The organism is Roseateles chitinivorans, assembly GCF_002761755.1.
Lineage (GTDB): Bacteria > Pseudomonadota > Gammaproteobacteria > Burkholderiales > Burkholderiaceae_C > Roseateles > Roseateles chitinivorans.
In genome coordinates, this window is the sequence record NZ_PEOG01000018.1 from 73522 (window position 1) to 95479 (window position 21958).

Annotated in this window: 20 protein-coding genes; 10 read left to right on the forward strand and 10 right to left on the reverse strand. The window is 70.9% G+C overall.

The window, feature by feature from the left end:
- Nucleotides 1-31 precede the first annotated feature (31 nt).
- The 5 genes from rlmD to surE are packed head-to-tail and all read right to left on the reverse strand — an operon-like array spanning nucleotide 32 to nucleotide 5234.
- Nucleotides 32-1486 (reverse strand): 23S rRNA (uracil(1939)-C(5))-methyltransferase RlmD, encoded by a 1455-nt coding sequence (gene rlmD / locus CS062_RS08625; protein WP_099861233.1) that lies wholly within the window; start codon nucleotides 1484-1486, stop codon nucleotides 32-34.
- Between the two features lie 55 nt (nucleotides 1487-1541).
- A complete protein-coding gene (gene rpoS, locus CS062_RS08630; RefSeq protein ID WP_099861235.1) occupies nucleotides 1542-2675 on the reverse strand; it encodes an RNA polymerase sigma factor RpoS in 1134 nt (377 codons plus the stop codon).
- 24 nt (nucleotides 2676-2699) lie between these two features.
- Nucleotides 2700-3581 (reverse strand): peptidoglycan DD-metalloendopeptidase family protein, encoded by an 882-nt coding sequence (locus CS062_RS08635; protein WP_099861237.1) that lies wholly within the window; start codon nucleotides 3579-3581, stop codon nucleotides 2700-2702.
- A gap of 55 nt (nucleotides 3582-3636) precedes the next feature.
- Nucleotides 3637-4482 (reverse strand): protein-L-isoaspartate(D-aspartate) O-methyltransferase, encoded by an 846-nt coding sequence (locus tag CS062_RS08640; protein WP_099861239.1) that lies wholly within the window; start codon nucleotides 4480-4482, stop codon nucleotides 3637-3639.
- Nucleotides 4479-5234 (reverse strand): 5'/3'-nucleotidase SurE, encoded by a 756-nt coding sequence (surE, locus tag CS062_RS08645; RefSeq protein WP_099861241.1) that lies wholly within the window; start codon nucleotides 5232-5234, stop codon nucleotides 4479-4481. Before surE ends, CS062_RS08640 begins: the two co-directional genes overlap by 4 nt.
- A 107-nt stretch (nucleotides 5235-5341) precedes the next feature.
- On the opposite strand from surE, the gene CS062_RS08650 reads away from it, so the two are divergent.
- Nucleotides 5342-6319 (forward strand): NADPH:quinone oxidoreductase family protein, encoded by a 978-nt coding sequence (locus CS062_RS08650; RefSeq protein WP_099861243.1) that lies wholly within the window; start codon nucleotides 5342-5344, stop codon nucleotides 6317-6319.
- Nucleotides 6320-6401: 82 nt separating this feature from the next.
- A complete protein-coding gene (locus CS062_RS08655; protein ID WP_099861245.1) occupies nucleotides 6402-7145 on the forward strand; it encodes a LuxR C-terminal-related transcriptional regulator in 744 nt (247 codons plus the stop codon).
- A gap of 45 nt (nucleotides 7146-7190) precedes the next feature.
- Here CS062_RS08655 and CS062_RS08660 read toward each other — a convergent pair whose 3' ends face one another.
- Nucleotides 7191-9578: a TonB-dependent receptor plug domain-containing protein gene (locus CS062_RS08660; protein WP_099861246.1), complete on the reverse strand. Its 2388-nt coding sequence runs from the start codon at nucleotides 9576-9578 to the stop codon at nucleotides 7191-7193.
- A 222-nt stretch (nucleotides 9579-9800) separates the two neighbouring features.
- Nucleotides 9801-10403, reverse strand: a complete 603-nt coding sequence (locus CS062_RS08665; RefSeq protein ID WP_158238714.1) for a GNAT family N-acetyltransferase — start codon at nucleotides 10401-10403, stop codon at nucleotides 9801-9803.
- A gap of 319 nt (nucleotides 10404-10722) precedes the next feature.
- Between CS062_RS08665 and CS062_RS08670 the strand changes: the two genes are divergently transcribed.
- The 7 genes from CS062_RS08670 (at nucleotide 10723) to CS062_RS08705 (ending at nucleotide 15778) form a co-directional block, all read left to right on the forward strand.
- Nucleotides 10723-11124, forward strand: a complete 402-nt coding sequence (locus tag CS062_RS08670) for a hypothetical protein (RefSeq protein ID WP_099861248.1) — start codon at nucleotides 10723-10725, stop codon at nucleotides 11122-11124.
- Nucleotides 11125-11126: 2 nt separating this feature from the next.
- Nucleotides 11127-11705, forward strand: coding sequence for a GTP-binding protein (locus tag CS062_RS08675; protein ID WP_099861249.1), 579 nt, complete (start codon nucleotides 11127-11129; stop codon nucleotides 11703-11705).
- Complete coding sequence (locus CS062_RS08680) at nucleotides 11702-13120, forward strand: phosphatase domain-containing putative toxin (protein WP_099861250.1); 1419 nt, start codon at nucleotides 11702-11704, stop codon at nucleotides 13118-13120. The genes CS062_RS08675 and CS062_RS08680 overlap by 4 nt, the downstream gene beginning before the upstream one ends.
- 45 nt (nucleotides 13121-13165) lie before the next feature.
- Nucleotides 13166-13570: a hypothetical protein gene (locus CS062_RS08685; protein WP_099861251.1), complete on the forward strand. Its 405-nt coding sequence runs from the start codon at nucleotides 13166-13168 to the stop codon at nucleotides 13568-13570.
- Between the two features lie 14 nt (nucleotides 13571-13584).
- Nucleotides 13585-13998, forward strand: a complete 414-nt coding sequence (locus CS062_RS08690) for a roadblock/LC7 domain-containing protein (RefSeq protein WP_099861252.1) — start codon at nucleotides 13585-13587, stop codon at nucleotides 13996-13998.
- On the forward strand, nucleotides 13995-14981 hold the full coding sequence (locus CS062_RS08695; protein ID WP_099861253.1) for a roadblock/LC7 domain-containing protein: 987 nt from the start codon (nucleotides 13995-13997) through the stop codon (nucleotides 14979-14981). Before CS062_RS08690 ends, CS062_RS08695 begins: the two co-directional genes overlap by 4 nt.
- Before the next feature lie 137 nt (nucleotides 14982-15118).
- Entirely contained in the window at nucleotides 15119-15778 is a 660-nt protein-coding gene (locus CS062_RS08705) for a DUF2621 family protein (RefSeq protein WP_158238715.1), read from the forward strand.
- A gap of 50 nt (nucleotides 15779-15828) precedes the next feature.
- On the opposite strand, the gene CS062_RS08710 is transcribed toward CS062_RS08705, so the two are convergent.
- Nucleotides 15829-17178 (reverse strand): MFS transporter, encoded by a 1350-nt coding sequence (locus CS062_RS08710; protein WP_233217982.1) that lies wholly within the window; start codon nucleotides 17176-17178, stop codon nucleotides 15829-15831.
- Between the two features lie 296 nt (nucleotides 17179-17474).
- On the opposite strand from CS062_RS08710, the gene CS062_RS08715 reads away from it, so the two are divergent.
- Complete coding sequence (locus tag CS062_RS08715) at nucleotides 17475-19100, forward strand: glycoside hydrolase family 64 protein (RefSeq protein ID WP_143742289.1); 1626 nt, start codon at nucleotides 17475-17477, stop codon at nucleotides 19098-19100.
- A 55-nt stretch (nucleotides 19101-19155) separates the two neighbouring features.
- On the opposite strand, the gene CS062_RS08720 is transcribed toward CS062_RS08715, so the two are convergent.
- Entirely contained in the window at nucleotides 19156-21258 is a 2103-nt protein-coding gene (locus CS062_RS08720) for an alpha/beta hydrolase family protein (protein ID WP_099861255.1), read from the reverse strand.
- A 129-nt stretch (nucleotides 21259-21387) separates the two neighbouring features.
- Nucleotides 21388-21958: TolC family protein (locus CS062_RS08725; RefSeq protein ID WP_158238716.1), on the reverse strand; the 571-nt coding region annotated here is incomplete at its 5' end.

The window sequence follows — 21958 nt, forward strand, 5'->3', positions numbered from 1 at the left end:
TCCCGCGCCCGCTCCGCGAGCGCCAGCCTCATCAAGCGATGAAGCCTGCGCTCGGGGACGGCGAGGCGTCGGCCGCCTCCGGCGCATCGCCCTGCGCCGCGATGCGTGCCTGCGCCTGCGGATCGCGCTCGAAGACCGCGATCGATTCCACATGCGCCGTGTGCGGGAACATGTTCACCGCGCCGGCCTGCACGCAGCGATAGCCGGCGACATGGGCCAGCAGTCCCGCGTCACGCGCCAGCGTGGCCGGCGCGCAGGACACATAGACGATGCGCTCGGGCGGCGTCCAGCCGGGCGCCAGCGACGGGTTGTTGACCAGGTCGGCCAGCGCCTTGACCAGCGCGAAGGCCCCCTCACGCGGCGGATCGATCAGCCAGCGATCGGCAGCGCCATCGGCGGCCAGCAGCGACGGCGTCATCTCGAACAGGTTGCGCGCGACGAAGCTGGCCTTGTGGTCGAGCTGATTACGCCTGGCGTTCTCCCGCGATCGCTGGACCAGTGCCTCGCTGCCCTCGATGCCCAGGACCTCGCGCGCCTGCGTCGCGAGCGGCAGCGTGAAGTTGCCCAGGCCGCAGAACCAGTCGATGACCCGTTCGCCGGGTCGCACGCCCAGCAGGCGCAGCGCACGGCCGACCAGCACCGTGTTGATGTGGTGGTTGACCTGCGTGAAGTCGGTCGGCTTGAACGGCATCACGACACCGAACTCCGGCAGCGTGTAGGCCAGCTCCGGTCCGTCCGCATCGAGCAGGTGGACCGTCTCCGGCCCCTTGGGCTGCAGCCACCATTGCACGCCGTGTTCCGCGGCGAAGGCGCGCAGCCTGGCGACGTCGCGCGCGCTCAGCGGCTCCAGGTGGCGCAGCACCAGCGCGATCACCTGCGTGCCGCCGTTGTCGCCGATGGCCAGCTCGATCTGCGGCAGGCGGTCGCGGCCGTCCATCGCGCCGATCAACTCGCGCAGCGGCAGCAGCATCGCGCTGACCTGCTCGGGCAGCACCTTGCAGACCTGCATGTCGGCGATGTAGCGGCTCTTGCGCTCATGGAAGCCGACCAGCACATGGCCCTTCTTCGGCACGTAGCGCACCGACAGGCGCGCGCGATAGCGGTAGCCGGTGGCCGGTCCCTCGATCGGACGCAGCAGCGCCTCGGCCTTGACCTTGCCGAGGTGCCACAGGTTGTCCTCGAGCACCCGCTGCTTGACCGCCACCTGGGCGCCGGGATGCAGATGCTGCATCTTGCAGCCGCCGCAGGCGCCGGCGTGCAGCCCGAAATGCGGGCAGACCGGTCGCACGCGCTGCGCGCTCTCGCGGCGCATCGCGACCAGCGCGGCCTGCTCCCAGTTGTTCTTCTTGCGGCCGACGGCGACCTGGACTTCTTCGCCAGGCAAGGCGCCCTCGATGAACACGACCTTGCCTTCGCTGTTGTGGGCGACGCCCTGCGCTTCAAGGTCCAGCGACTCGACCTTCAGCCATTCCGATACATCAGTCATGGGCGCGCATTATCCCAGCGCCGTCCGGCGCGGGCGCCGCGGAGATCGCAGCGGCTCAGAAGATCGAATCGCGGCTGATGCCCTGCCGCATCATGTTGCGCTTGAGCTTGGCCAGCGCCTCGATCTGGATCTGCCGGATGCGCTCGCGCGTCAGGCCCAGCCGCACGGCGAGGATGTCCAGCGTCTCGGGTTCGCGGTCGGCCAGGCCATAGCGGCCGGCGAGCACCTCGCGCTCGCGGTCGCTCAGGGAAGCCAGCCCGCTCTTGAGCAGGTCCTCGAGCTCATGGCTGAGCCGGTGGCCGGCCGGGTCGACCGCCTGCTCGTCGGCGACCAGGTCCAGCATCGATTCGCCGCCGTCGCCGTTGCGGTCCACCGGCGAATCGAGCGAGCTGGGCAGTTCCGCGTAGGCGAGCAACTCGGCGATCTCGTCGACCGGGCGACCGAGCGCCTGCGCGACATCCTCGGCGCGCACCGCGCCTTCGCCGCCCCGCTGCGCCGCGACCGCTTCCAGCGCGCGGCGCGCCTTCAGTACCTGGTTGAGCTCGCGCACGATGTGCACCGGCAGTCGTACCAGCCGCGCCTGATGCATCAGCGCGCGCTCCACTGCCTGGCGGATCCACCAACTGGCGTAGGTCGAGAAACGGAAGCCGCGTTCGGGCTCGAACTTGCCGATCGCGTGCATCAGGCCGAGATTGCCTTCCTCGATGAGATCGCTCATCGGCAGGCCGCGGCCCAGGTAGTTCTTGGCGATGCTGACGACGAGCCGCAGGTTGTGCTCGATCATCGCCTGGCGCGCCTCGAAGTCGCCGGCGCGCGCCTTCACGGCGGTGTCGTACTCCTCCTGGGGCGTCAGGAGCGGGGTGCGCCGGATGTCGCGCAGATAAGCCTGCAGGGCGTTGGTCGCGTCGCCGTCGGCGGGACCCAGGTCGCCCTTGCCGTTCCTGGACTTGCTCTTGCCGTCCTCGGACTCGACGCTGCGCAGCGCGCGGACCTCATCGTCCTCGTCGGCCACGACCTCGGGGCTGTCCGGCGTGCCGACCTCGCCCGGCGCGGCGGACTCGTGGTCCTCGGCCGGGTCGCCGGCCTCGGCCGCCAGTTCAGGCGGCAATCTGAAACGGCCTGGATGACCGGGGCGGTCCAGGCCGTCGGGCGAAAGCCCATCTGACGAAGAGGCGCGTTGCAAGGTCATGTTGCGGCGCCTCCTTGAGCGCCCTCAGCGCGCGGGCAACAGCTTCGAAGGATCGATCGGCTTGCCCTGCTTGCGCACCTCGAAGTGCAGCTTCACCGAATCCGCGTCGCTGCTGCCCATCTCGGCGATCTTCTGGCCCTTGCGCACCACCTGGTCTTCCTTCACCAGCAGCGTCTGGTTATGCGCGTAGGCCGTCAGATAGTTCGTGCTGTGCTTGATGATGATCATGTTGCCGTATCCGCGCAACCCCGCGCCCGCGTACATCACGCGGCCATCGGCGGCGGCGAACACCGGGTCGCCGGGCTTGCCGGAGAACGCCAGGCCCTTGTTGCGGACCTCGTCGAAGCCCGCGGCCACCGGGCCGGAAGCGGGCCAGCCCCAGCTGATGTCGTCGTCGTCGCGGGTGGCGGGCGCGGGCGTCGCGGCGGCGGTCGCGGGCGCCGAAGCGGCGGACGCGCTGCCCGTCGCCGGAGCCGGGGACTTGCCATCCAGCGGGCGGGTCTCCACCTTCGAGCTCGCCAGCGGCTTGGTCGTCACCGCCGTCGGGTCCACGCCCGGGGGCGCCACGCGCAAGACCTGACCCACTTCGATCAGGTTGGGGTTGTCCATGCCGTTCCAGCGCGCCACGTCCTTCCAGCCCTGGCCGTTGTCCATGGCGATGCGGATCAGCGTGTCGCCCGGCTTGACGGTGTAGTAACCGGGCTTGCCGGCGTTCTCGGCGCCGGGCAGCGGTTTCGATTCGGGCGCGGGCGTCACGGCGGTGCCCGGGATCGAGGATTGCGCGGAGGCGCCCTTGCCGACGGCGCGGTCCTCCACCGGCGCGCGATGCGGTGTGTTCTGGCAGCCCGTGAGCGCCAGCACCACCACGGAGACCCAAAGCAGCGGAGAACGGAAGAGATGTTGCATGCGCGCGTGTTTGTCGTTGCGAAAGCCCAAGCGCGGAAGCCGTGAGGCTGCCGCGCTAGAGGACCCCTGATTTTAGGGGCACGAACAGGACCGCTTCGTGCAGGCTGCGCACGAAGCGCGAGCCCGCCGCATCGCGGACATGGTCGATGAGCACCAGCACCTGTCCGCGGCCGCTGGGCGCGGTCATGGGCGCGACCAGCCGGCCGCCCGGCGCGAGCTGGTCCAGCCAGGCCTGGGGGATGTCGTCGCCGCCGGCGGCCGAGATGATGCTGTCGTAGGGGGCGGACGGCGGATGACCCAGCATGCCGTCGCCGTAGACCAGCCGGACCTGATGGTGGCCGACCAGGTTGGCGCGGGCCTTGTCGTGCAGCGGACGCACCCGTTCGATCGACACGACCTGTTTCGACAATTGCATCAGCAGCGCCGCCTGGTAGCCGCAGCCGGTGCCGATCTCCAGCACCTTGCCGAGGTGGCCGCGCTGGCGGGCGCCCGGCGCATCGAGCATCAGCGCCATCATCCGGCCCACGACCGACGGCTTGGAGATGGTCTGGCCGTGTCCGATCGGCAGGCTGGTGTCTTCATAGGCCTGCGTCGCCAGCGCGGAATCGACGAAGGCATGCCGGTGCACCGTCGCCAGTGCCTGCAGCACCCGCTCGTCGACCAGTCCCTCGCGGCGCAGGCGGTCGACCATGCGCTGGCGCACGCCGGCGGAATCCAGCCCCAGGCCGATCGGCGTCGTCTGTCGCGCCTTGATGGCGGCGGCCTGCTGCCAGTGACCCTGCGGCTTGAGCGGCTCGCGGGCCTCGGCGGCCGCGGCCGCGGACGGCGTGCCCGGGCGCGCCGGAGCGAGCTTGTCCAGCGACAGCGGGAAGCGCTTGGGCCGGGGCGGCAGCGAGGTCATGGACGGCCGGCGGTCTGCAGCCGCTGGCGCCAATCGTCCAGCGTCGCGTGCTCGGTGAGGTCGACCTGCAGGGGCGTGATCGAGACGGCGCCATTGCCGGTGGCGTGGAAGTCGGTGCCCTCGCCGGCCTCGCGCTCGGCGCCGGCCGGTCCGATCCAGTAGATCATCTCGCCGCGCGGACTGCGCTGCTGGATCGTGGCCTCGCTGGCGTGGCGACGGCCCAGGCGCGTGATGCGGCGCGGCAGCGCGGCGGCATCGGCGCGGTTGGGGATGTTCACGCTCAGCAGGAAGGGCCGGTCCAGTCCGCCGGCGATCACGTCCTGCACCAGCGCCCGCGCCACCGCCGCAGCGGCGTCGAGGTGACCCCAGCCTTTCTCGACCTGCGAGAAGGCGATCGACGGCACGCCGAACAGGTAGCCTTCGGTGGCCGCGGCGACGGTGCCGGAATACAGCGTGTCGTCGCCCATGTTGGCGCCGTTGTTGATGCCCGAGAGCACCAGGTCGGGCTTGTAGTCGAGCAGGCCGGTCAGCGCCAGGTGGACGCAGTCGGACGGCGTGCCGTTGACATAGCGATAGCCGTTGGACGCCGTGTAGACCGACAGCGGCCGATGCAGCGTGAGCGAGTTGGACGTGCCGCTGGCGTTCTGCTCGGGGGCGATGACTTCCACCGTGCCGAGCCCTTCGCACGCGCGGACCAGGGCGGCGATACCGGGGGCGAGGTAGCCGTCGTCGTTGGCGATGAGGATGCGCATGGGGCGGCATTGTAGGCAGGCCGTCACCCCCGCGACGCGGGCCGCGCGGCGCGCTGCCTATCATGCGCCCCGACCCTCCGCCGGAGGCCTGGACAAGGAGACGAGAGATGAAGGCTTGGCTGTGCGAGAACCCCGTCGGCGTCGAGGCGCTGCAATGGAAGGACCTGCCGTCTCCCACGCCCGGGCCGGGCCAGCTGAAGGTGGCGATCAAGGCGGCGAGCCTGAACTTCCCCGACCTGCTGATCATCCAGAACAAATATCAGATGAAGCCGCCGCTGCCCTTCGTGCCGGGCACCGAGTTCGCCGGCATCGTCGAGGCAGTCGGCGACGGCGTGAGCGGCTTCAAGCCGGGCGACGCGGTGGCGGCGTTCACCGGCACCGGCGGCTTCGGCACCGAGGCCCTGGTCCCTGCCGCGCTGGCCATGCCGTTGCCGCTGGGTTTCCCTTTCGAGGACGCGGCCGCCTTCATCTGCACCTATGCGACCAGCCACCATGCGCTGATCGACCGCGCGGCGCTGCAGCCGGGCGAGACGGTGCTGATCCTGGGCGCGGCCGGCGGCGTCGGCACGGCGGCGATCCAGATCGCCAAGGCGGCCGGGGCGCGGGTGATCGCGGCCGCCTCGTCCGACGAGAAATGCGCGCGTTGCCGGGAGATCGGCGCCGATGCCACCATCAACTACGCCCAGGGCTCGCTGCGTGACGAGATCAAGGCGCACACCGAGGGCTGCGGCCCGGACGTCATCTACGACCCGGTCGGCGGTGACCTGGCCGAGGCGGCCTTCCGTTCGATCGCCTGGCGCGGTCGCTACCTGGTGGTCGGCTTTGCCCAGGGCGCCATCCCGGCGCTGCCGCTGAACCTGGCCCTCCTCAAGGGCGCGTCGCTGGTCGGCGTGTTCTGGGGAGAATTCGCCAAGCGCGAACCCAAGCGCAACGCCGCGATGATGGCGACGCTGGCGCAGTGGTATGCCGCCGGCAAGGTCCGGCCGGTGATCGACCAGGTGCTGCCGATGACGGAGCTGCCCAAGGCCTTCGAGCGCATGGCCTCGCGGCAGGTGGTGGGCAAGCTGGTCGTCGTCAACGGCTGACCGCCGGTCGACACCCTGTTTCACGGGGCATGCAAGCCGGGGGGCCGCTGCTAGGATGCGGGCAGCTTTTGCTCCCCACACCATGGCCGTCAAAGTTCTCATCGTCGAAGACAACCCCGTCGCCCGCAGCTTCCTGTGCCGCGTGGTGCGTGAAAGCTTCAGCGATGGCATGGAGATCACCGAGGCCGGCGACCTGGAAGGCGCCCGCCGGCAACTCGCCAAGGTCGAGAGCGAAGGCAGCGCCGGCAACGGCTACAAGCTGATCCTGATCGACCTGGAACTGCCGGACGGCAACGGCATGGAGTTCCTGGGCGAGTTGTCCGGCAAGCCGGCGGTCAAGATCGTCACGACGCTCTACTCGGACGACGACCACCTCTTCCCTGCCCTGCAACGCGGCGCGGACGGCTACCTGCTGAAGGAAGACCGCTTCGAGGTGCTGGTCGAGGAACTGCAGCGCATCGTGCGCGGCCAGCCGCCGCTGTCGCCGGCGATCGCGCGGCGGCTGCTGTCGCACTTCCGGCCGGGGTCCACCGGCGACTCGGGACCGATGGGGCTGAACTCCGGCTTCGGCAGCCTGACCTCGACCGCCACGCCCAGCGGGCGCGGCGTGACGCTGGATCCAGTGCCCGAATGGGAACGCCTGACCCCGCGCGAGAACGAGGTGCTGACCTACCTCAGCAAGGGCTTCACGATCAAGGAGATCGCGAACCTGATGGGCATCAAGTGGTTCACCGTCAACGACCACATCAAGTCCATCTACAAGAAGCTCAACGTCTCCAGCCGCGCCGAAGCCGCCGTGCTGGCGAGCAAGCAGGGGCTGGTCTGAGGCCAGCGCGGCCGGCGCTCGCCGGCCCATGCCGCGCCCTGCGGATCACCACCGATAACCTACCTTCGCGTAGTACTGCCGCCCGTTGAAACCGAAAGGCGAGAACTGGTTGTAGGCCAGGATCCCGCCGATGGCATTGGCGGCGATGACCCGGTCCGGATAGCGATCGGTCAGGTTGTCGACGCCGGCGCTGACGTGCCAGGCGCCCTGCTCCCATCCCGCCGATACGTCCAGCAGCCAGGCCGCGCCGAAGGTCTGGTCGTTCGCGGCGTTGGACTGGCGGATGACGAAGCTGCCGTAGCGGCTCGCAGCCAGGCGACCACTCCACGGCCCCCGGCGGTGTTCCGCGCTCGCGACCAGCTTGTCCTTGGGCGAGCCCACAGTGGCCCGTGCCAGCGTCACCCGATCGATCAACGTCAGGTTGTTGGCGCTCAGCAGCGCCGGGTTGTCGTCGACATGGCGCACCGAGTTCTTGTTGTGGTTGTAGGCCAGCGTGTACTGGCCGCGGCCCGCGCGGCCCCAGTCCTGCTGCCAGGTGCTCACGACATCGACGCCGCGGGTGCGCGTGTCCAGCGCGTTGGTGAAATAGCGCCCGGCGCTCACCAGCACGCCCTGCGCGGCGAGCTGCTCCCGCAGCGCGGTCGGCAGCGAGAGGTTGGCCGACAGCAGGATGCGGTCGTCGATGTCGATCTGGTAGATGTCCACCGTGGTCTGCCACTGGCCCAGCGGCTGCAGCAGCAGGCCCAGGCTGAGGTTGCGGGACTTCTCCGCCTTCAGCGGTTTCGCGCCCAGGGCAGCTGCCGCGGCGGACTCGACCGGGAAGGTGCCCGCTTCCACCAGCGCGCCATTGATCAGGTTGGTCGAGGTGGTGGCGAAGAACTGCTGCGCCAGCGACGGTGCCCGGAAGCCGGTCGACACCGTGCCGCGCAGCGCCACCGCCGGCGACCATGCATAGCGGCCCGACAGCTTCGCCGAAGTCGCGTTGCCGAAGTCGTTGTAATGCTCGGTCCGAAGCGCGGCCGAGGCGCTGAAGGCCTGCGTCACGCGGCCTTCCAGGCTCGCATAGGCCGCGACGTCGTGGCGCCCATGCGCGCCGGCGTTGCCTGGCTGGAAGCCGGGAAAACCTGACGCACCGCCGTTCTGGTACGAGGCAGGCTCGCCGGCGTCGATCTCGTAGCGCTCGCGGCGGGCCTCCGCGCCGACGGCCAGCGTCCACGGCGCGGCCAGGCCCAACTCGAGCTCGCGCGACAGGTCCAGGTTGAGCACCGTCTGCTGGTTGCTCAGCCGGCCTGCGTCGAAGCGCGTCGGGCTGGCATTGCCCAGCGAGTAGTTCGCGGTGTTGGCCACGTCGATGTCGAAGCGGTTGCGGCCATGGTTGAGGCTCGCGTCCCACGACCAGCCGGCGAGTTCGCCACGCACGCCGGCGACCAGGCCGATGTCGACGCTGGTACTGCGCTGCAACGGGAGGAAGCCCTCGGGATACAGGCCGGCGACGTTGTTGGCCACGGCGGTGGCGCGGGTGCGCCAGAAGGCGGCGGACACCGTATCGCGATGGCTGAGCGTAGCCACGGCATAGGCCTGCAGCGCGCCGGCCCGGGGCAGCTCGGCATTCAGCACGGCGGCCTGCTGGTGGCTGTCCGGGTCGCCGAGCCGGTTGTTGACCTGTCCGAAACGCGGCTCGGTCGCCGCCTCGCGGGTGTCGACGCCGGCGCGGTTGGTGCGCTGCTGATGGCGGTTCTCGAGTGCGAAACGGATCCATCCGTCCTGCCCCAGGGCGAACCCGGCGCTGGCGGCCTCGGTATGCCGGAAGCCGTCGCCGGCGTCGGTCTGGCCGAGTTCAGCGTTGACGCTGCCGCCGCGCGCGCCCTTCTTCAGGACGATGTTGATGACGCCGGCGATCGCGTCCGACCCGTACTGCGCGGCGGCGCCGTCGCGCAGCACCTCGATCCGCTCGATCGCGGCCAGCGGGATGGTGTTCAGGTCCACCGGCGCGGAGCCGCGGCCCTGCGTGCCATTGATGTTGACCACCGCGGTGGTGTGGCGGCGCTTGCCGTCGATCAGCACCAGCGTCTGGTCGGGCGAGAGCCCGCGCAGTTGCGCGGGCCGCACCGCGTCGGAGGCGTCGGTCAGCGAAGGGCGCGGGAAATTCAACGAGGGCAGCAGCTGCCCCAGCGCCGTGGCGAGCTCGGTGGTGCCGGTGCGCTGAAGGTCGGCGGCGCTGAGCACATCGACCGGAGATTCCGATTCCGCGACCGTCCGGTTCACGCGACGCGTGCCGGTGACGACCACCTGCTGGAGCTGGTCGGAGGCCGAGCCGACGGCGGGCGAAGCGGTGGTCGCCTGCGCTTGGGCGGACGGCGCCAGACTGGCGGCCGCGGCCAGCGCGATGACATTCAGCGGGATCGAGGCACGGAAGGACGAGGGCAGAGGCATGGCGGCTTTCGGGGACGGACCGGATGGGACAAACCCATAGCCTGCGGCGGCCGGCGTGCCCGGCCAACGAAGGTCCGCGCGCAAGCTCATGCGAAGGCCGAGGTCGACAGCGCGAGGCGATGCCGCTCACGGCCGGCAAGACCTGGCACCGCCGCTTGCCTCGACGCGCAAGGCCATCGATCGGGCAACCGGCGGAAACGCCGCTTCACGCCCCCGTCCTGCTCAATGCGCCGGCGCCTCCCGCTCGCCCCAACCGGGATGGATCAACGCGAAGGTCTCATGGTCGCGCCACGCCCCGTCGATGAACAGGTAGCGCGGGCTGAAGCCCTCGCGCCGGAAACCCAGGCGTTCCAGCACGCGGCGGCTGCGCGCGTTCTCCGGCCTCACCGACGCTTGCACCCGATGCAGCGACACCGCCGGTCCGAAGGCCTCGTCGAGCAGACGCCTCAGCGCCTCCTGCATCAGGCCGGCGCCGACGCAGGCCTGGTCTAGGCTGTAGCCCAGCATCGCGCTCTGGAACACGCCGCGCACCACGTCGGAGAGCGCGCATTGGCCGATCACGCGATCCGGTGCCTCGTGCAGCGACAACCAGAAGCGCCAGATCGTGCCAGCCTCGAAACCGGCCTCCTCGCGCGCCAGGCGGGCCCGCGTGGGCTCGAGGTCCCAATGGTCGGCCGGTCGGGTCGGATCCCAACGCGCGAAGTATTCGGCGTTGCGCGCCTGATAGTCGATCGCGGCCTGGGCGAGCGCGGGCGTCGAGGCCCGCATCAACAGGCGGTCCGTGCGCATCTGTGTGGGCGGCGACCCCGCGCGGCGGTCCGTCATGAGCGAGTGGGAAGGCATCGCGCGACTGTAGTCCCGCGCCACCTGACCGAGGACCCATTGCCCAAGCGGACGGCGGGTTGCCTCGCGCCGGCCCGCCACCCAAAAACTCCCGGCCTTCGTGACATTGTTGGCTGGATTCCTGTAGTCGTTCCACTACAAAATCGACGAAACACTACAACGGAATGGCGTTCGCTTCCCGCGATGCACGCCGCCCGTTGGCACCCGGCGCCCGGCGCCAGGAGACGAGGCGCAGTTGATGACTTCAGGATCCCGACCTCCCGCAGTGGAGGACAGCCCGCCACAAGCAGGACGGCACGCCGTGCTGGCTGACAGTCGGTTCGCGGACGACGACACCTGTTTCGCCCTCTCCGCCTTCGCCGACTCGCCCGACCCCGCCGCGCACGCCGATGCCTCGACGTCCTCGACCGTGATCGCGCTGGTGGGCTGGCCCCAGTTGCGCCGGCTGCCCGCCGCGCAGCAGGTCGACATCGCCCGGATCTGCGCGCTGCTGGCGCATTCGCCATCGGCCAGCTTCCTCATCCATCGACGGCTGGATCTGCCCGTGGCGACCGTGCGGGCCTCGCTCCGCGAACTGCGCAACCAGGGATGTCTGCGGGCGGCCGGACGGGCCGCGGCGGCGGCGTCCCCGACGCCCGGCACCGAGGAGCCCGCGCGCGCCGACAGCCTCTGGAGCAAGCTGCTCAAGCGGCTGAGGAGCTGAGGATGGAAAGCCGGATCCTGTTGCTCGGCCCCGTCCGCGCCGGCAAGACCACCGCCATCCGCGCGATCAGCGACATCGACACGGTCGACACCGAGGTCCGCCCGTCGGACGAGGTGGCGCTGCTGAAGGCGACCACGACCGTGGCGATGGACCTGGGCGTGGTGCGGCTCGATGAACGGGACCGCATCGTCCTGTACGGCGCGCCCGGTCAGGAGCGCTTCGACTTCATGTGGGAGATCCTGCTGGAGCAATGCGAAGGCGTGCTGCTGTTGATCGACGACACCGCCCACGATCCGGTGGCGGACCTGGCGCACTACCACGCGCTGCTGATGCGGCCCGGCCAGAAACGCCGTCCGTGGATGGTCGGCGTGACCCACTTCGACGGCCGGTCCGACCACGACCTCGCCCGTTACGACACCGTGCTGCGTCCGGCCCGAGCCGCCTGCGGCTGCCTGTCGTGTTCACCGCCGGTGCAGGCCCTGGACGCGCGCGACAGCGATGAGGTGCGGGCGCTGCTGATCGGGCTGGCCGCCATGCTGGAGGTCCAGCAGCGCTTCAGGAACCGGCCTTGTCTCGCATGAACGCGTTGGCGGGACACGGCGATGCGCCGGACGACACGATGCTCGCGCTGCGAGGCTTCGGCGTCTCGTATGGCGAGCGCCGCGTCCTGACGGACATCGACCTCGACCTGCCCGGCAAAGGCGTCACCGTGCTGCTGGGTCCCAGCGGCACCGGCAAGTCCACGCTGCTGCGGACCCTGTCCGGCGTGAACGGCGCAGACCCCTCGCTCCGGCTCCACGGCCACTGGCGGTACCAGGCCACCGGGCAGCGCCCGCCGCTGGTCATGCAGAAGACCCAGTTGATGGTCTCCAGCGTCTTCGAGAACCTGGTCGACGGATGGCCGGAACGCTCGCGCATGACCGGCCGCGAACAGGTCGTGCACGTGTCGGCATGGCTGGCCTCGCTCGGCCTGCGACGGCTCGGCGAGCACCTGCGGTCCGCCGTGCTTGACCTGCCCCCCGCCGACCAACGTCTGGTGGCCATCCTCCGCGCGGCGCTGCTTGAGACGCCGCTGATGCTGGTGGACGAACCGACCGCCGGGCTGCGCGCGGACCACACGGCGGGCATCGTGGACCTGCTGCGCCTGCTCGGGACGCAGCGCTCGGTGCTGGTGGCGACGCATCACCTCGGCCACGCCCGTGCGATGGCGGACCGCGTCCTGCTGATCGCCAGCCGGCGGGTGCAGGAGTTCGGGCCGGCCAGCGCCTTCTTCGACGGGCCGCGCTCGGACGCCGGACGCCAGTTCCTGCGCACCGGCTCCTGCCCCGAGGAGCCGCTGGTGGCCATCGACGCCGCGCCCGCCGAGCTTTCCGAACCCGAACCTGAACCCGAACGGTGCCGCGCGCCCGTCATGGCGCCGGTCCTGGCGCCCGCCGTCGCGCCCGGCCGGCCGCGTTCGCTCGGCCCCACCGGCTTCGCCTGGCTGATTCCCGGGCAGCTCGCGGGCACGCCGTGGCCGGGCCTGGTGCATCCGGCGGACTATGACCTGAGCCTGTTGCAGGGCGTCGGCGTGACGCGGCTGGTGTCGCTGACGGACCGGCCGTTCGACGCCCATCGAGCCGCCGCCCGCGGCATGGCCGTCAGCCACGAGGCCGTCATCGACATGCAGCCGCCGAGCGCCGAACAGGCGCTGCGGCTGTGCCGCTGCCTGGACGAGTGGCTGGAGCGCGCCGAGGTCGTGGCCTTGCATTGCCACGCGGGCCTGGGCCGCACCGGCACGCTGCTGGCCGCCTACTGGATCTGGCGTCATGCCGGACGCCTGGACGGAGACCGTGCCTTGCGGGAGGTGCGGCAGCGCCACCCCGGATGGGTGCAGTCCGCCTCGCAGATCGACTTCCTGAACCGATTCGCGCGCGCCGCCGCTGGCGTGCCGCAGGCCTTCGCGGGCCTGGCGCCCCGGGCTTCCCAGGCCTGCGCTTCCCCGTCTCCTTCCTAGCCGCTCCCCGGCTTTCCCGTTTCCTCCTCCAACGAAAGGCATTCCATGTCCAAACTTGACGCGGCCCTCCAGAAGGCCATCACGAGCGTTCCCGATTGCGTCGCCACCGGTTTCGTCGACCTGGCCTCCGGCATGCTGCTGGGGGTCAAGACCGTCGACTCGCATCCGCAGGAGGTCATCGAGATGCTGGCCGCCGCCACCGCCGACCTGTTCCAGGGGCCCAGCGTGGTGGCCATCGAACGGCTCTTCCGCTCGGCCCGCGGCGTGCCCGAGGACGGCCATCACTACTTCCAGGAAATCATCGTGAACAGCGACAACCTGATTCACGTGTTCCTGCGCGGCAAGCGCCAGCAGCAAGTCGCCACCTTCGTGTGCCGCAAGGGCGCCAACCTGGGCATGGTGCTGACCAAGGCGCGCATGGCGATGCCCGAGGTGGAAGCGGCGCTCTGAGCCGCTCCGAGCCCATGACACCCATCGAAGCCCTCTCCGCGGCGCAGTCCAGCCAGGCGCGCTCCGTGCTGCGCGCGCTGCGCGGCGATCACCACGCCATCGAAGCCTGCGCGTTGATGACCAGCGACGGCCGCGTGGTGGCCTCGGTCCTGGGCCCGGACATCGACCCGGACCGTTTTGGCGCGATGTGCGCGGCCCTGCTCGCGCTGGGCGGCCGCGCCGCCAGGGAAGCGCAGCGCGGCGAGCTTCAGCAGCTGATCCTGGAGGGCCAGGCAGGCCCGGTCCTGCTCACGCGCACCGGCGAGCACGGCGTGCTGGCGGTCGCGGCATCGCCCGAATGTCCGCTGGGCCGTCTCCTCATCGGGGCGCGGACCGCGGCGCTGGCCATGGCCGGGCTGATGGGCGGCCCGACGGGCGGTGCGCGATGACCACCGCCCGCTATGTCGACCTCACGCCCATCGGCGTGATGCGCGGCCTGTCGGGCGGACCCGGCGATGACGCCAGCGTCCTGCTGCAGGCGCTGCTGCGGCGGGATCCCGACCGCACCTGGGATCCCGGTGAGCTGGCGGCGTTGCCGGCCAAGCCGTTGAAGGTCTGGGCACGCCTGATGTTCCAGCTCCAGCGGGCGGGCTGCATCGACACCTTCCTCGCGCCGCCCGTCAATCCGGACCGGCGCTGGGCCGGCGTCCAGTCGGACCTCGCGGCGATGGTGGCGCTGGGCGCCGCGCAAGCCGCCCTGCTGGATGCGGACGGGCTCGTGGTGGCGCAGGCCCGGAATGATCGCGCTTCGGACCTGGCGGCGACGGCTCCGCCGCCCGAGGTCTGCCTGCACCTGCGGATCGGGCACGGCGCGGGCACCGCCGTCTACGGTCTGGCGCTGCGAGGTCTTGCGCCCGAGCGATGCCTGCCGCTGGTGCGGCTCGCGCGCCGCCTGGTGCGCCAGCACACGGCGCACACGGCGCACATGGGCCACACGACCCACACGTCCCACACGGCAGCCTCCCCGGCAGCGCCGATGGAGGCCGCTCGCCCGCTCGAGGAGGTGCTCACCCGGGAGTTGCTCGGCCTGGCGGACCACTGCCCCGGGCTGCTCAGCACGGCGATCGCCTCGCGCGACGGCCTGGCGCTGGCCACGACCGGCGCCTTGCAGGCGGATGCGCTCTCGGCGACCTCGGCCTTCCTGCTGGACGAGATGGACACGCACCTGGGTCCGCTGCGGGAAGGCGGCAACGCGCGCGAGGTGCTCGTGTGGACCGACGGCGGCCCCTGGTACTTCTCCGCCATCGGCCCGCTGCCGTACCTGCTGGCGCTGCATGCCGCGCCGGACGTGCCCGCGGCGCTGCTCCGCCATGCGGGCGCGCTGGGCTGCGCCCGCTTGGTCGCGCTGCTGGCGCTCTTGACCGCGGCCTGACACCGCCCGTTCCTCGCTGCCCGTCTCCCCGTCTCCCCGTCTCCCCGTCTCCCCGTCTCCCCGTCTCCCCGTCTCCCCGTCTCTCCGTCTCCCCGTCTCTCCGTCCTTCCGGCTTCATGCCCCCATCCCGACCCGCCATGACATCGCCCGCCCTTGCCGTCTTCGGCATCACGCATGCCGACCTACCCACCACCGATCTCGCGCGCGCGCTGCGCATTCACGAGGGCCTGCTGGGCTTCTGCGAGACCGCCAGAGGCGACGGATGGATCGATCTGGACGCCGGCGGCACGATCACGCTGCGCCTCGTGCAGGTCGCGCGGGTGGACCATCGTTGCCTCCTGCGAGTGCGTGTCGGCGACGTTCAAGCCTGCGTCGACGCGCTGGTCGCGAGCGGCCTGTCGCTGACCCGGGCGGCGCAGCACACGGCGGAGTCCACGCTGGCGGCCACGCTGCGGGACGAGGATGGCCACGCGATCTGCGTCTGGCGTCATCTGAGCGAGGACGAATACGACACGGCGCCGGAACTCCCCAAGGTCAAGACGTGGACGCCGGAAGCCGACGCGCTGTTGAAGCAGCTGCTGAAGGCGGTGCCCGCGTTGTTCCGGGCCCTGGCGCGACGCAAGGTGACCCGGGTGACGGAGAGCCTGGCCGATCCGCGGCAGAGCGTGGGCACGGAGGACGTCATTCGCGGCTTCATCCTCTCCAGCCCGCGCATCACGCGCGAGCGCAACCGCAAGCCGCTCTTGGAGGCCGGCATCGACGTCGCCAGGTATCAGGCGGAGTGGGATGCGCCCTAGGTGTCGAACGAGATGCTCAGGCGCCTTGCCGCGGGGCCGGCGATGCCGGCTCAGCGCAGCGGCGTTGGTGGCGTTGGTGGCGTTGGTGGCGTTGGTGGCGTTGGTGGCGTTGGTGGCGTTGGCGGCGTTGGTGGCGTTGGCGGCGTTGGCGGCGTTGGTGGCGTTGGTGGCGTTGGCGGCGTTGGCGACGCGGCCGCGTTTCGCGCCGGAATCCACGCGCCCAGCAGCCCCGCCGCCAGCAGCGCCAGCCCGCCGGTGACCGCGATGCCGCCGGCCAGCGACGCGGTCGCCACCAGCGCCGACAGCAAGGCCGGGCCGCAGGAGCCGCCGAGGTCCGAGAGGAAGCGCCACACCGCGAGGAAGTAGGCGCGGCCGTGGCGCGGGGCGTGGTCGGCGCCCAGCGTCATGATCAGGCCCGACCCGATGCCGTTGCCCAGGCCGATCGCCGTCGCGGCCGCCAGCAGCGAGACGAAGCCGGTGGTGAACGGCATCGCCAGCAGGGCCAGGCCGATGAGGGCCATCGACGGCACCGCCACCCAGCGCCGGCCCTTGAGGTCCATCACGCGCCCGGCCGGGTAGAACAGCAGCATCTCGATGCCGCCGGAGATGCCGTAGATCAGCGAGGTCACCGCCGGCGCGAGCAGCAGATGGTCCGCCCACAGCGGGATCACCGCCTGGCGCGAGGCCCGCACCGCGCTGACCAGCAGCACGCCCAGCCCCAGCGTCAGGAACACGCGGCGGTGGTCGGCCAGGATGGACCCGAGCGTGACCGGCGCCGGCGCGCTCGCGCCCGCCAGGTGCGGCGGCACCTCCAGGTCCGGCAGCCGGGCGCCGATCGCTGCCGCCGCCAGGACGCCGGCGATGCCCACGCCGAAGGCGGCTGACAGCCCGAAGGCATGGACCGCCGCGGCCGACAGGAAGGGGCCGATGAACATGCCGATGCGCATCACGCCGCCCAGCGTCGACAGCGCCCGCGCGCGGTAGACGGCCGGCACCGCCTCGGTGAGGTAGCTCTGGCGCGCCAGGTTGTAGACCGCCTGCGACATGCCCACCATGAAGCAGCCGATCGCCAGCGGCACCACGCCCGGCAGCAGCACGCACAGCGCCATGCCGAGCGCGCTCCACACGCCGGCCGCCACGATGGCCCAGCGCTCGCCCCAGCGCATCGTGATCAGCGAGGCGGGAATGTTGTTGAGCAGCGAGCCCAGTCCGATCAACGTCACCACGAAGGCCGCCATCGACACCGAGGCGCCCAGCTCGCGCGCCATCAGCGGCACGATCGGCAGGATCGCTCCCTCGCCCAGACCGAACAGCAGCGACGGCCCGAAGGCGGGCACGGCGATCCTGCGAAAGGAGAAGCCGGCGCCAGGGTCGGCGGCGGGGATGGGCGTGGTCGGCATGGCGAAGACAGGCAACGAGGTCCGCGACCACGATAAGCGACGTCCGTGCGCGCCGATGCCGCTGCTCGCCCGCCTCCAGCGGGTCGCCCGGACATCGCACAGGCTGCGGCGCCCCACTCCCCGCCCGTTGCATTCGAAAACCCCCTCATCATGAAAGCGCTTTCATTGCGACCGGACTTTGCCTACGATGGTGGACGCCGGAGAGAAGTCGCGGAGCCGCGAGAACGCCGCAGAGCGTTCCCGTCCGCGTCGGTCGGTGCCTCCAGCACCCCTCATCGACACTTCCCGGAGACGACATGACACGCCTTCTCTCCTGGCTGGGCGCCTGCCTGGCCTTCCTCGCGCTGAGCTTCACCTCCGCGACGCAGGCCCAGTCCAGCGCGAGTTTCTCGCACGGGGTCGCGTTCAATGGCAGCCAGGCCACGCTCTGGTTCAAGTCCCAGGTCGCGACGACCTGGGTCGACGCGCACTACCAGCTCGGTGGCGGCGCACAGCAGAACCTGCGCATGCCCTACAACAGCGGCGCGGGCCGCCATGAACTGGCGCTGCCCGGCGCGGTCGCCGGCACGCGGGTGGACTACTGGTTCACCTACAACAATGGCGATCCCGCCTATGACAGCGCCCGCTTCACCGCGACCGTCGGCGCCGGTGGCACCGATCCCGGCACGCCGCAGAACCCGGGCACGCCCGGCAACGGTGCCGACTGGAACACGCTGACGACCTTCAAGGTCGAGAACGCGACCAACGGCCGCTGGACCGACGGCCAGATCTACTGGGCCATCATCGGCAAGAGCTGGCAGACCGGCGAGTTCGTTCATGTCGACGCCGCCGGTCAGTTGCTGCCGATGCGCCTGGCCGACAACACCGTGCCGAAGAACGGGCGCCTGTACGCCAACTATTTCTTCCCCCTGTCGCAGACCCGCCAGATCACGATCCCGCCGATCAACTCGGCGCGCCTGCTGATGTCGGTGGGCAGCCCGATGTACATCGAGGTCAACACCGATGGCGCGGGCCGCATCGCCTACGCCGGCGCCAACATCGAGAACGCCTCCGATCCCAACCTGGACGTGGTCTTCGACTTCGGCGAGTTCGCGATCGTGCCCAAGGGCCAGCCGGACCAGGGCATCTTCGTCAACACCACCCGGGTGGACCATTTCGGCTTCCCGCTGAAGCTGCGCCTGCAGGGCCTGGGCGGCTATGACCGGACCGTCGGCGAGCCGCTGACCGAGTCGCGCGACACGCTGTTCACCCGCTTCCAGCAGGAGGTGCCGGTCGAGTTCCGCAGCCTGGCCGAGCCCAACTTCCCGGCGGTGCCGCCGCGCACCCGCATCCTGGCGCCAGCCCACTTCAGCTTCCGCCCCGGCGAGGTGAACGGCGCCTACCTGGACGGCTACATCAGCGAGATGTGGAACCGCTTCAAGACCCAGGACCTGGTGTTCACGCTGGAGAACCTGGGCACCTTCCGGGGCCGCGTCGACGGCAGCACGCAGCGCTTCGTCTTCACCGGCGGCGCCGCCAACGGCACTTACTACATCAATGGCCAGCCCACCACCGCCGAGGTCTTCCTGGGCGCCGGCAAGCTCGACGATCCGCGCAAGCCCGACGGCAGCTTCCAGGTCGACACGCCGGCCGACGCGGCCAAGTCGATCCAGTTGCAGATCCAGGCGCAGGTGTGCGCGGCGCTCAATCGCCACGTGCTGGCCACCCCGGCGGACTGGTACCGGCCCGCGGCCTTCTATCCAGCCGGCACACGCGGCAACTGGTACGCCAAGTTCTGGCATGACCACTCGATCAAGGGCACCGAGGGCGCTGCCAATGGCCACGGGCTGGCCTATGGCTTCGCCTACGACGACGTCGGCGGCTTCAGCCCCTCGCTGCACACGAACGCGCCGACGACGGTGACCTACACGATCGGCTGGTAAGCCGCGCCGCGGCCCGCGCCCGCACCGGCCCCGCCTCCCGGCGAGGCCGGGCGCTTCACTGCGCGCCGGTCGTTGCCGCCGGCTCCCTGGCGGCGAGGTGCTTCGCGAGGAAGCGCTCCATCCGCCCGAAGAAGTCGACGTCGGTGGCCAGCATGCGCCAGCCGTGGCCTTCTCCGTCATAGGTGACGTACTCGACCTCCTTGTGGCCGGCCCGCTCGAGCGCGCGACGGAAGTCGGTCGCATGGTCGATCGGCACGCGGCGGTCCTCGATGCCGTGGGCGATCAGGACCGGCGCCTTCAGGTCGGCCGCGCGCCGCAGCGGCGAGGTGCGCCGCAGCCGCTCGGCCTCCTTCACCCGGTCGCCGATCATCGCGGTCATGCCGAAACGGCGCGACGCGTCGCTCGCGTCGCTCCAGTCCAGGCTGAACAGGTAGTCGAGGTCGGTGACGCCCGCCCAGCTCACGCCGCAGCGGTATTGCCCGGGGTCCTTGATGAGCGCCATCATCGACGCGTAGCCGCCGTAGCTCGCGCCCGCGATGCAGACCCGCTTCGGATCGACCCAGCCCTGCTTGACGGACCACGCCAGCGCATCGCTGAGGTCGTCGATCATCCCTTCGCCCCATTGCCGCCAGCCGGCGCGGAACAGCCGATCGCCGTAGCCGCTGCTGCCGCGGAACTCGGGTTCGATCACGACGTAGCCGCGCGAGGCCAGGAACTGGGGCAGCGCATTCCAGCCCCAGGAGGTGCCGCGCACGAACGGCCCGCCGTGCACCAGCATGACGGCCGGACGCGGCCCGGCTGCCTGACCGCGCGGCCGGGTGACCATCACCGGGAACTCGAGCCCGTCGCGCGCGCGAACCCGCGACAGATCGACCCGTGCCATCTCGCTGGCGCGGATCCAGGGCCGCGCCGCGCCGAAGGCCTGCAGCTTGCGGGTCGCATGGTCGTAGAGGAAGTACTCCGGCGGCTGCGTATCCGACATCGAGGTCACCATCACCCGCCCGGTTTTCAGGCAGCGCCGGCAGGCCAGCCGGTTGATGCGGCCCGGCAGCGCGCCGTCGATCTCGGCTTGCATCTGCTTGAGCGTCGGGTCGAACCAGTGGGTGGCGGGCGCATCGTTTTCGTAGTGCAGTCCGAGGAGGCGCCGGCTCTCGGCATCGAAGACCGCCTCGCCCAGGAAGTCGTAGCCCTGCACCGACACCAGCGGCTCGTCTTCCTGCTTCAGCGTCCGCGGATCGATGCGGTACAGCGCCTGCGTGCCTGCCGGCGTGCCCGCCACCACCAGCCGCAGGCCGCGGCCGTCGGAGGCCAGCGGCTCGGCGGTCGGCGATTCGACCCAGTCGCCGGCCTGGGCCAGCGTCCAGGCGCCGTCGTCCGTCTTGAAGTACAGCGCCTCGCGGTTCTCCTCACGGGTCTGCAACGCCCAGGGTTCGCCGCCGGGGTCGAGCTCCCAGTGGACGACGTTGGGCGGCGACTTCGCCTCCAGCGTCCGGCGCTGCTGCGTCTCGATGTTCAGGCGGGCCAGCTGGACCGACTTCAGGTCCCAGCGCGCGTCGAAACGGCCGTAGCCGACGACGACCTCGCCGCTGTCGTCGTCCGGGACGGCATAGAGGAACCAGTCGTAGGGCAGCGCGCGCGTGATGATGCGCGTCTCGAGCCGGCTCTCCTGCGCATAGCGGGTCAGGATCAACTGCCGGCGCTCGCTGCCGTCACGCCGGACGGTCCACAGGCCGGCGCTGTTCTCGGCGCGGCGCTTGCCGGCTTCGTCCTTGCCGGAGGTGTAGACCAGCCGGTCGTTGCCGACCCAGTCGAAGAAGGCGATGTCGGAGTCGGTGAAGCTGGCGACCAACGTGATGCGGTTGCCCTGGTCCGGCTCGATCACCGCCAGCGCGCTGCGCTCGCTCTGCGAGTTGCTGACGAGCAGCGCCACCGCGCGGCCGTCCGGCGACAGCTTCGGGCGACGCACCTGAGGGTCGCGGAAGAAGTCGGCGATCGGTGGCGGTCCGCCGACGGGGGCAGCAGCCGGCGTCGTCGTCGTCATCGTCGGCGTCGTCGGCGCCGCCGGCGCGCTGAGCGCCGGTGTGGCCATCAGGCCCAGCGCGGCGAGCGCGCACAGGCTCGCCCAGGCGGTCAGCCGCCCTGCGCGAAGTGGATTCATCCCTCTCTCCCTGAAACAAGAATGGTGGGGTTCGTGTCCGCACATTCTTGGCCGGTTCGCTCCGGTTGGGCACCGGGTCGATCCAGAGGGAGGCGGCCGCGGGTCGTTATCGAAACGCCCGCGTCCGGGTCACGGCGTCCATCGGCCGCCGAGCGCACGCAGCAGCGCGATGCGATTGACCTGCTCGGTCTGACGCAGCGTCACCAGCACACGCTGGGCGGTGGTCAGCTGCCGCTGCGCATCCAGCAACTCCAGCTGGCTGCTGCCGCCGAGCCGGTAGCTGCGCTCGGCCAGGCGCAGCGACTGCGCCGCCGCGTCGACTTGCGCCTGCTGCGCGTCGAGCCGCTCGGCCAGTTGATCGCGCACCGCCAGCGCGTCCGCGACCTCGCTGAACGCGGACTGCAGCGCCGACTCGTAGTTCGCGAGCGCCTCCCGCCGGCTGGCCTCGCTGACCTCGACCTGCGCGCGCCGGGCGCCGCCGTCGAACAGCGGCAGGTCGATCTGCGGAACCAGGCTCCACACGCCGCTGCCGCTCTTGAAGAGGCCCTCCAGGTCCGGGCTGCGTGTTCCGGCGCTGGCCGTCAGCGTCAGCCGCGGAAAACGCGCTGCGCGCGCGGCGCCGACGTCGAAGGCCGCCGCGCGCAGTCGCTGCTCCGCCGCCCGCAGGTCGGGGCGCTGCAGCAGCACCTCGGCGGGCAGG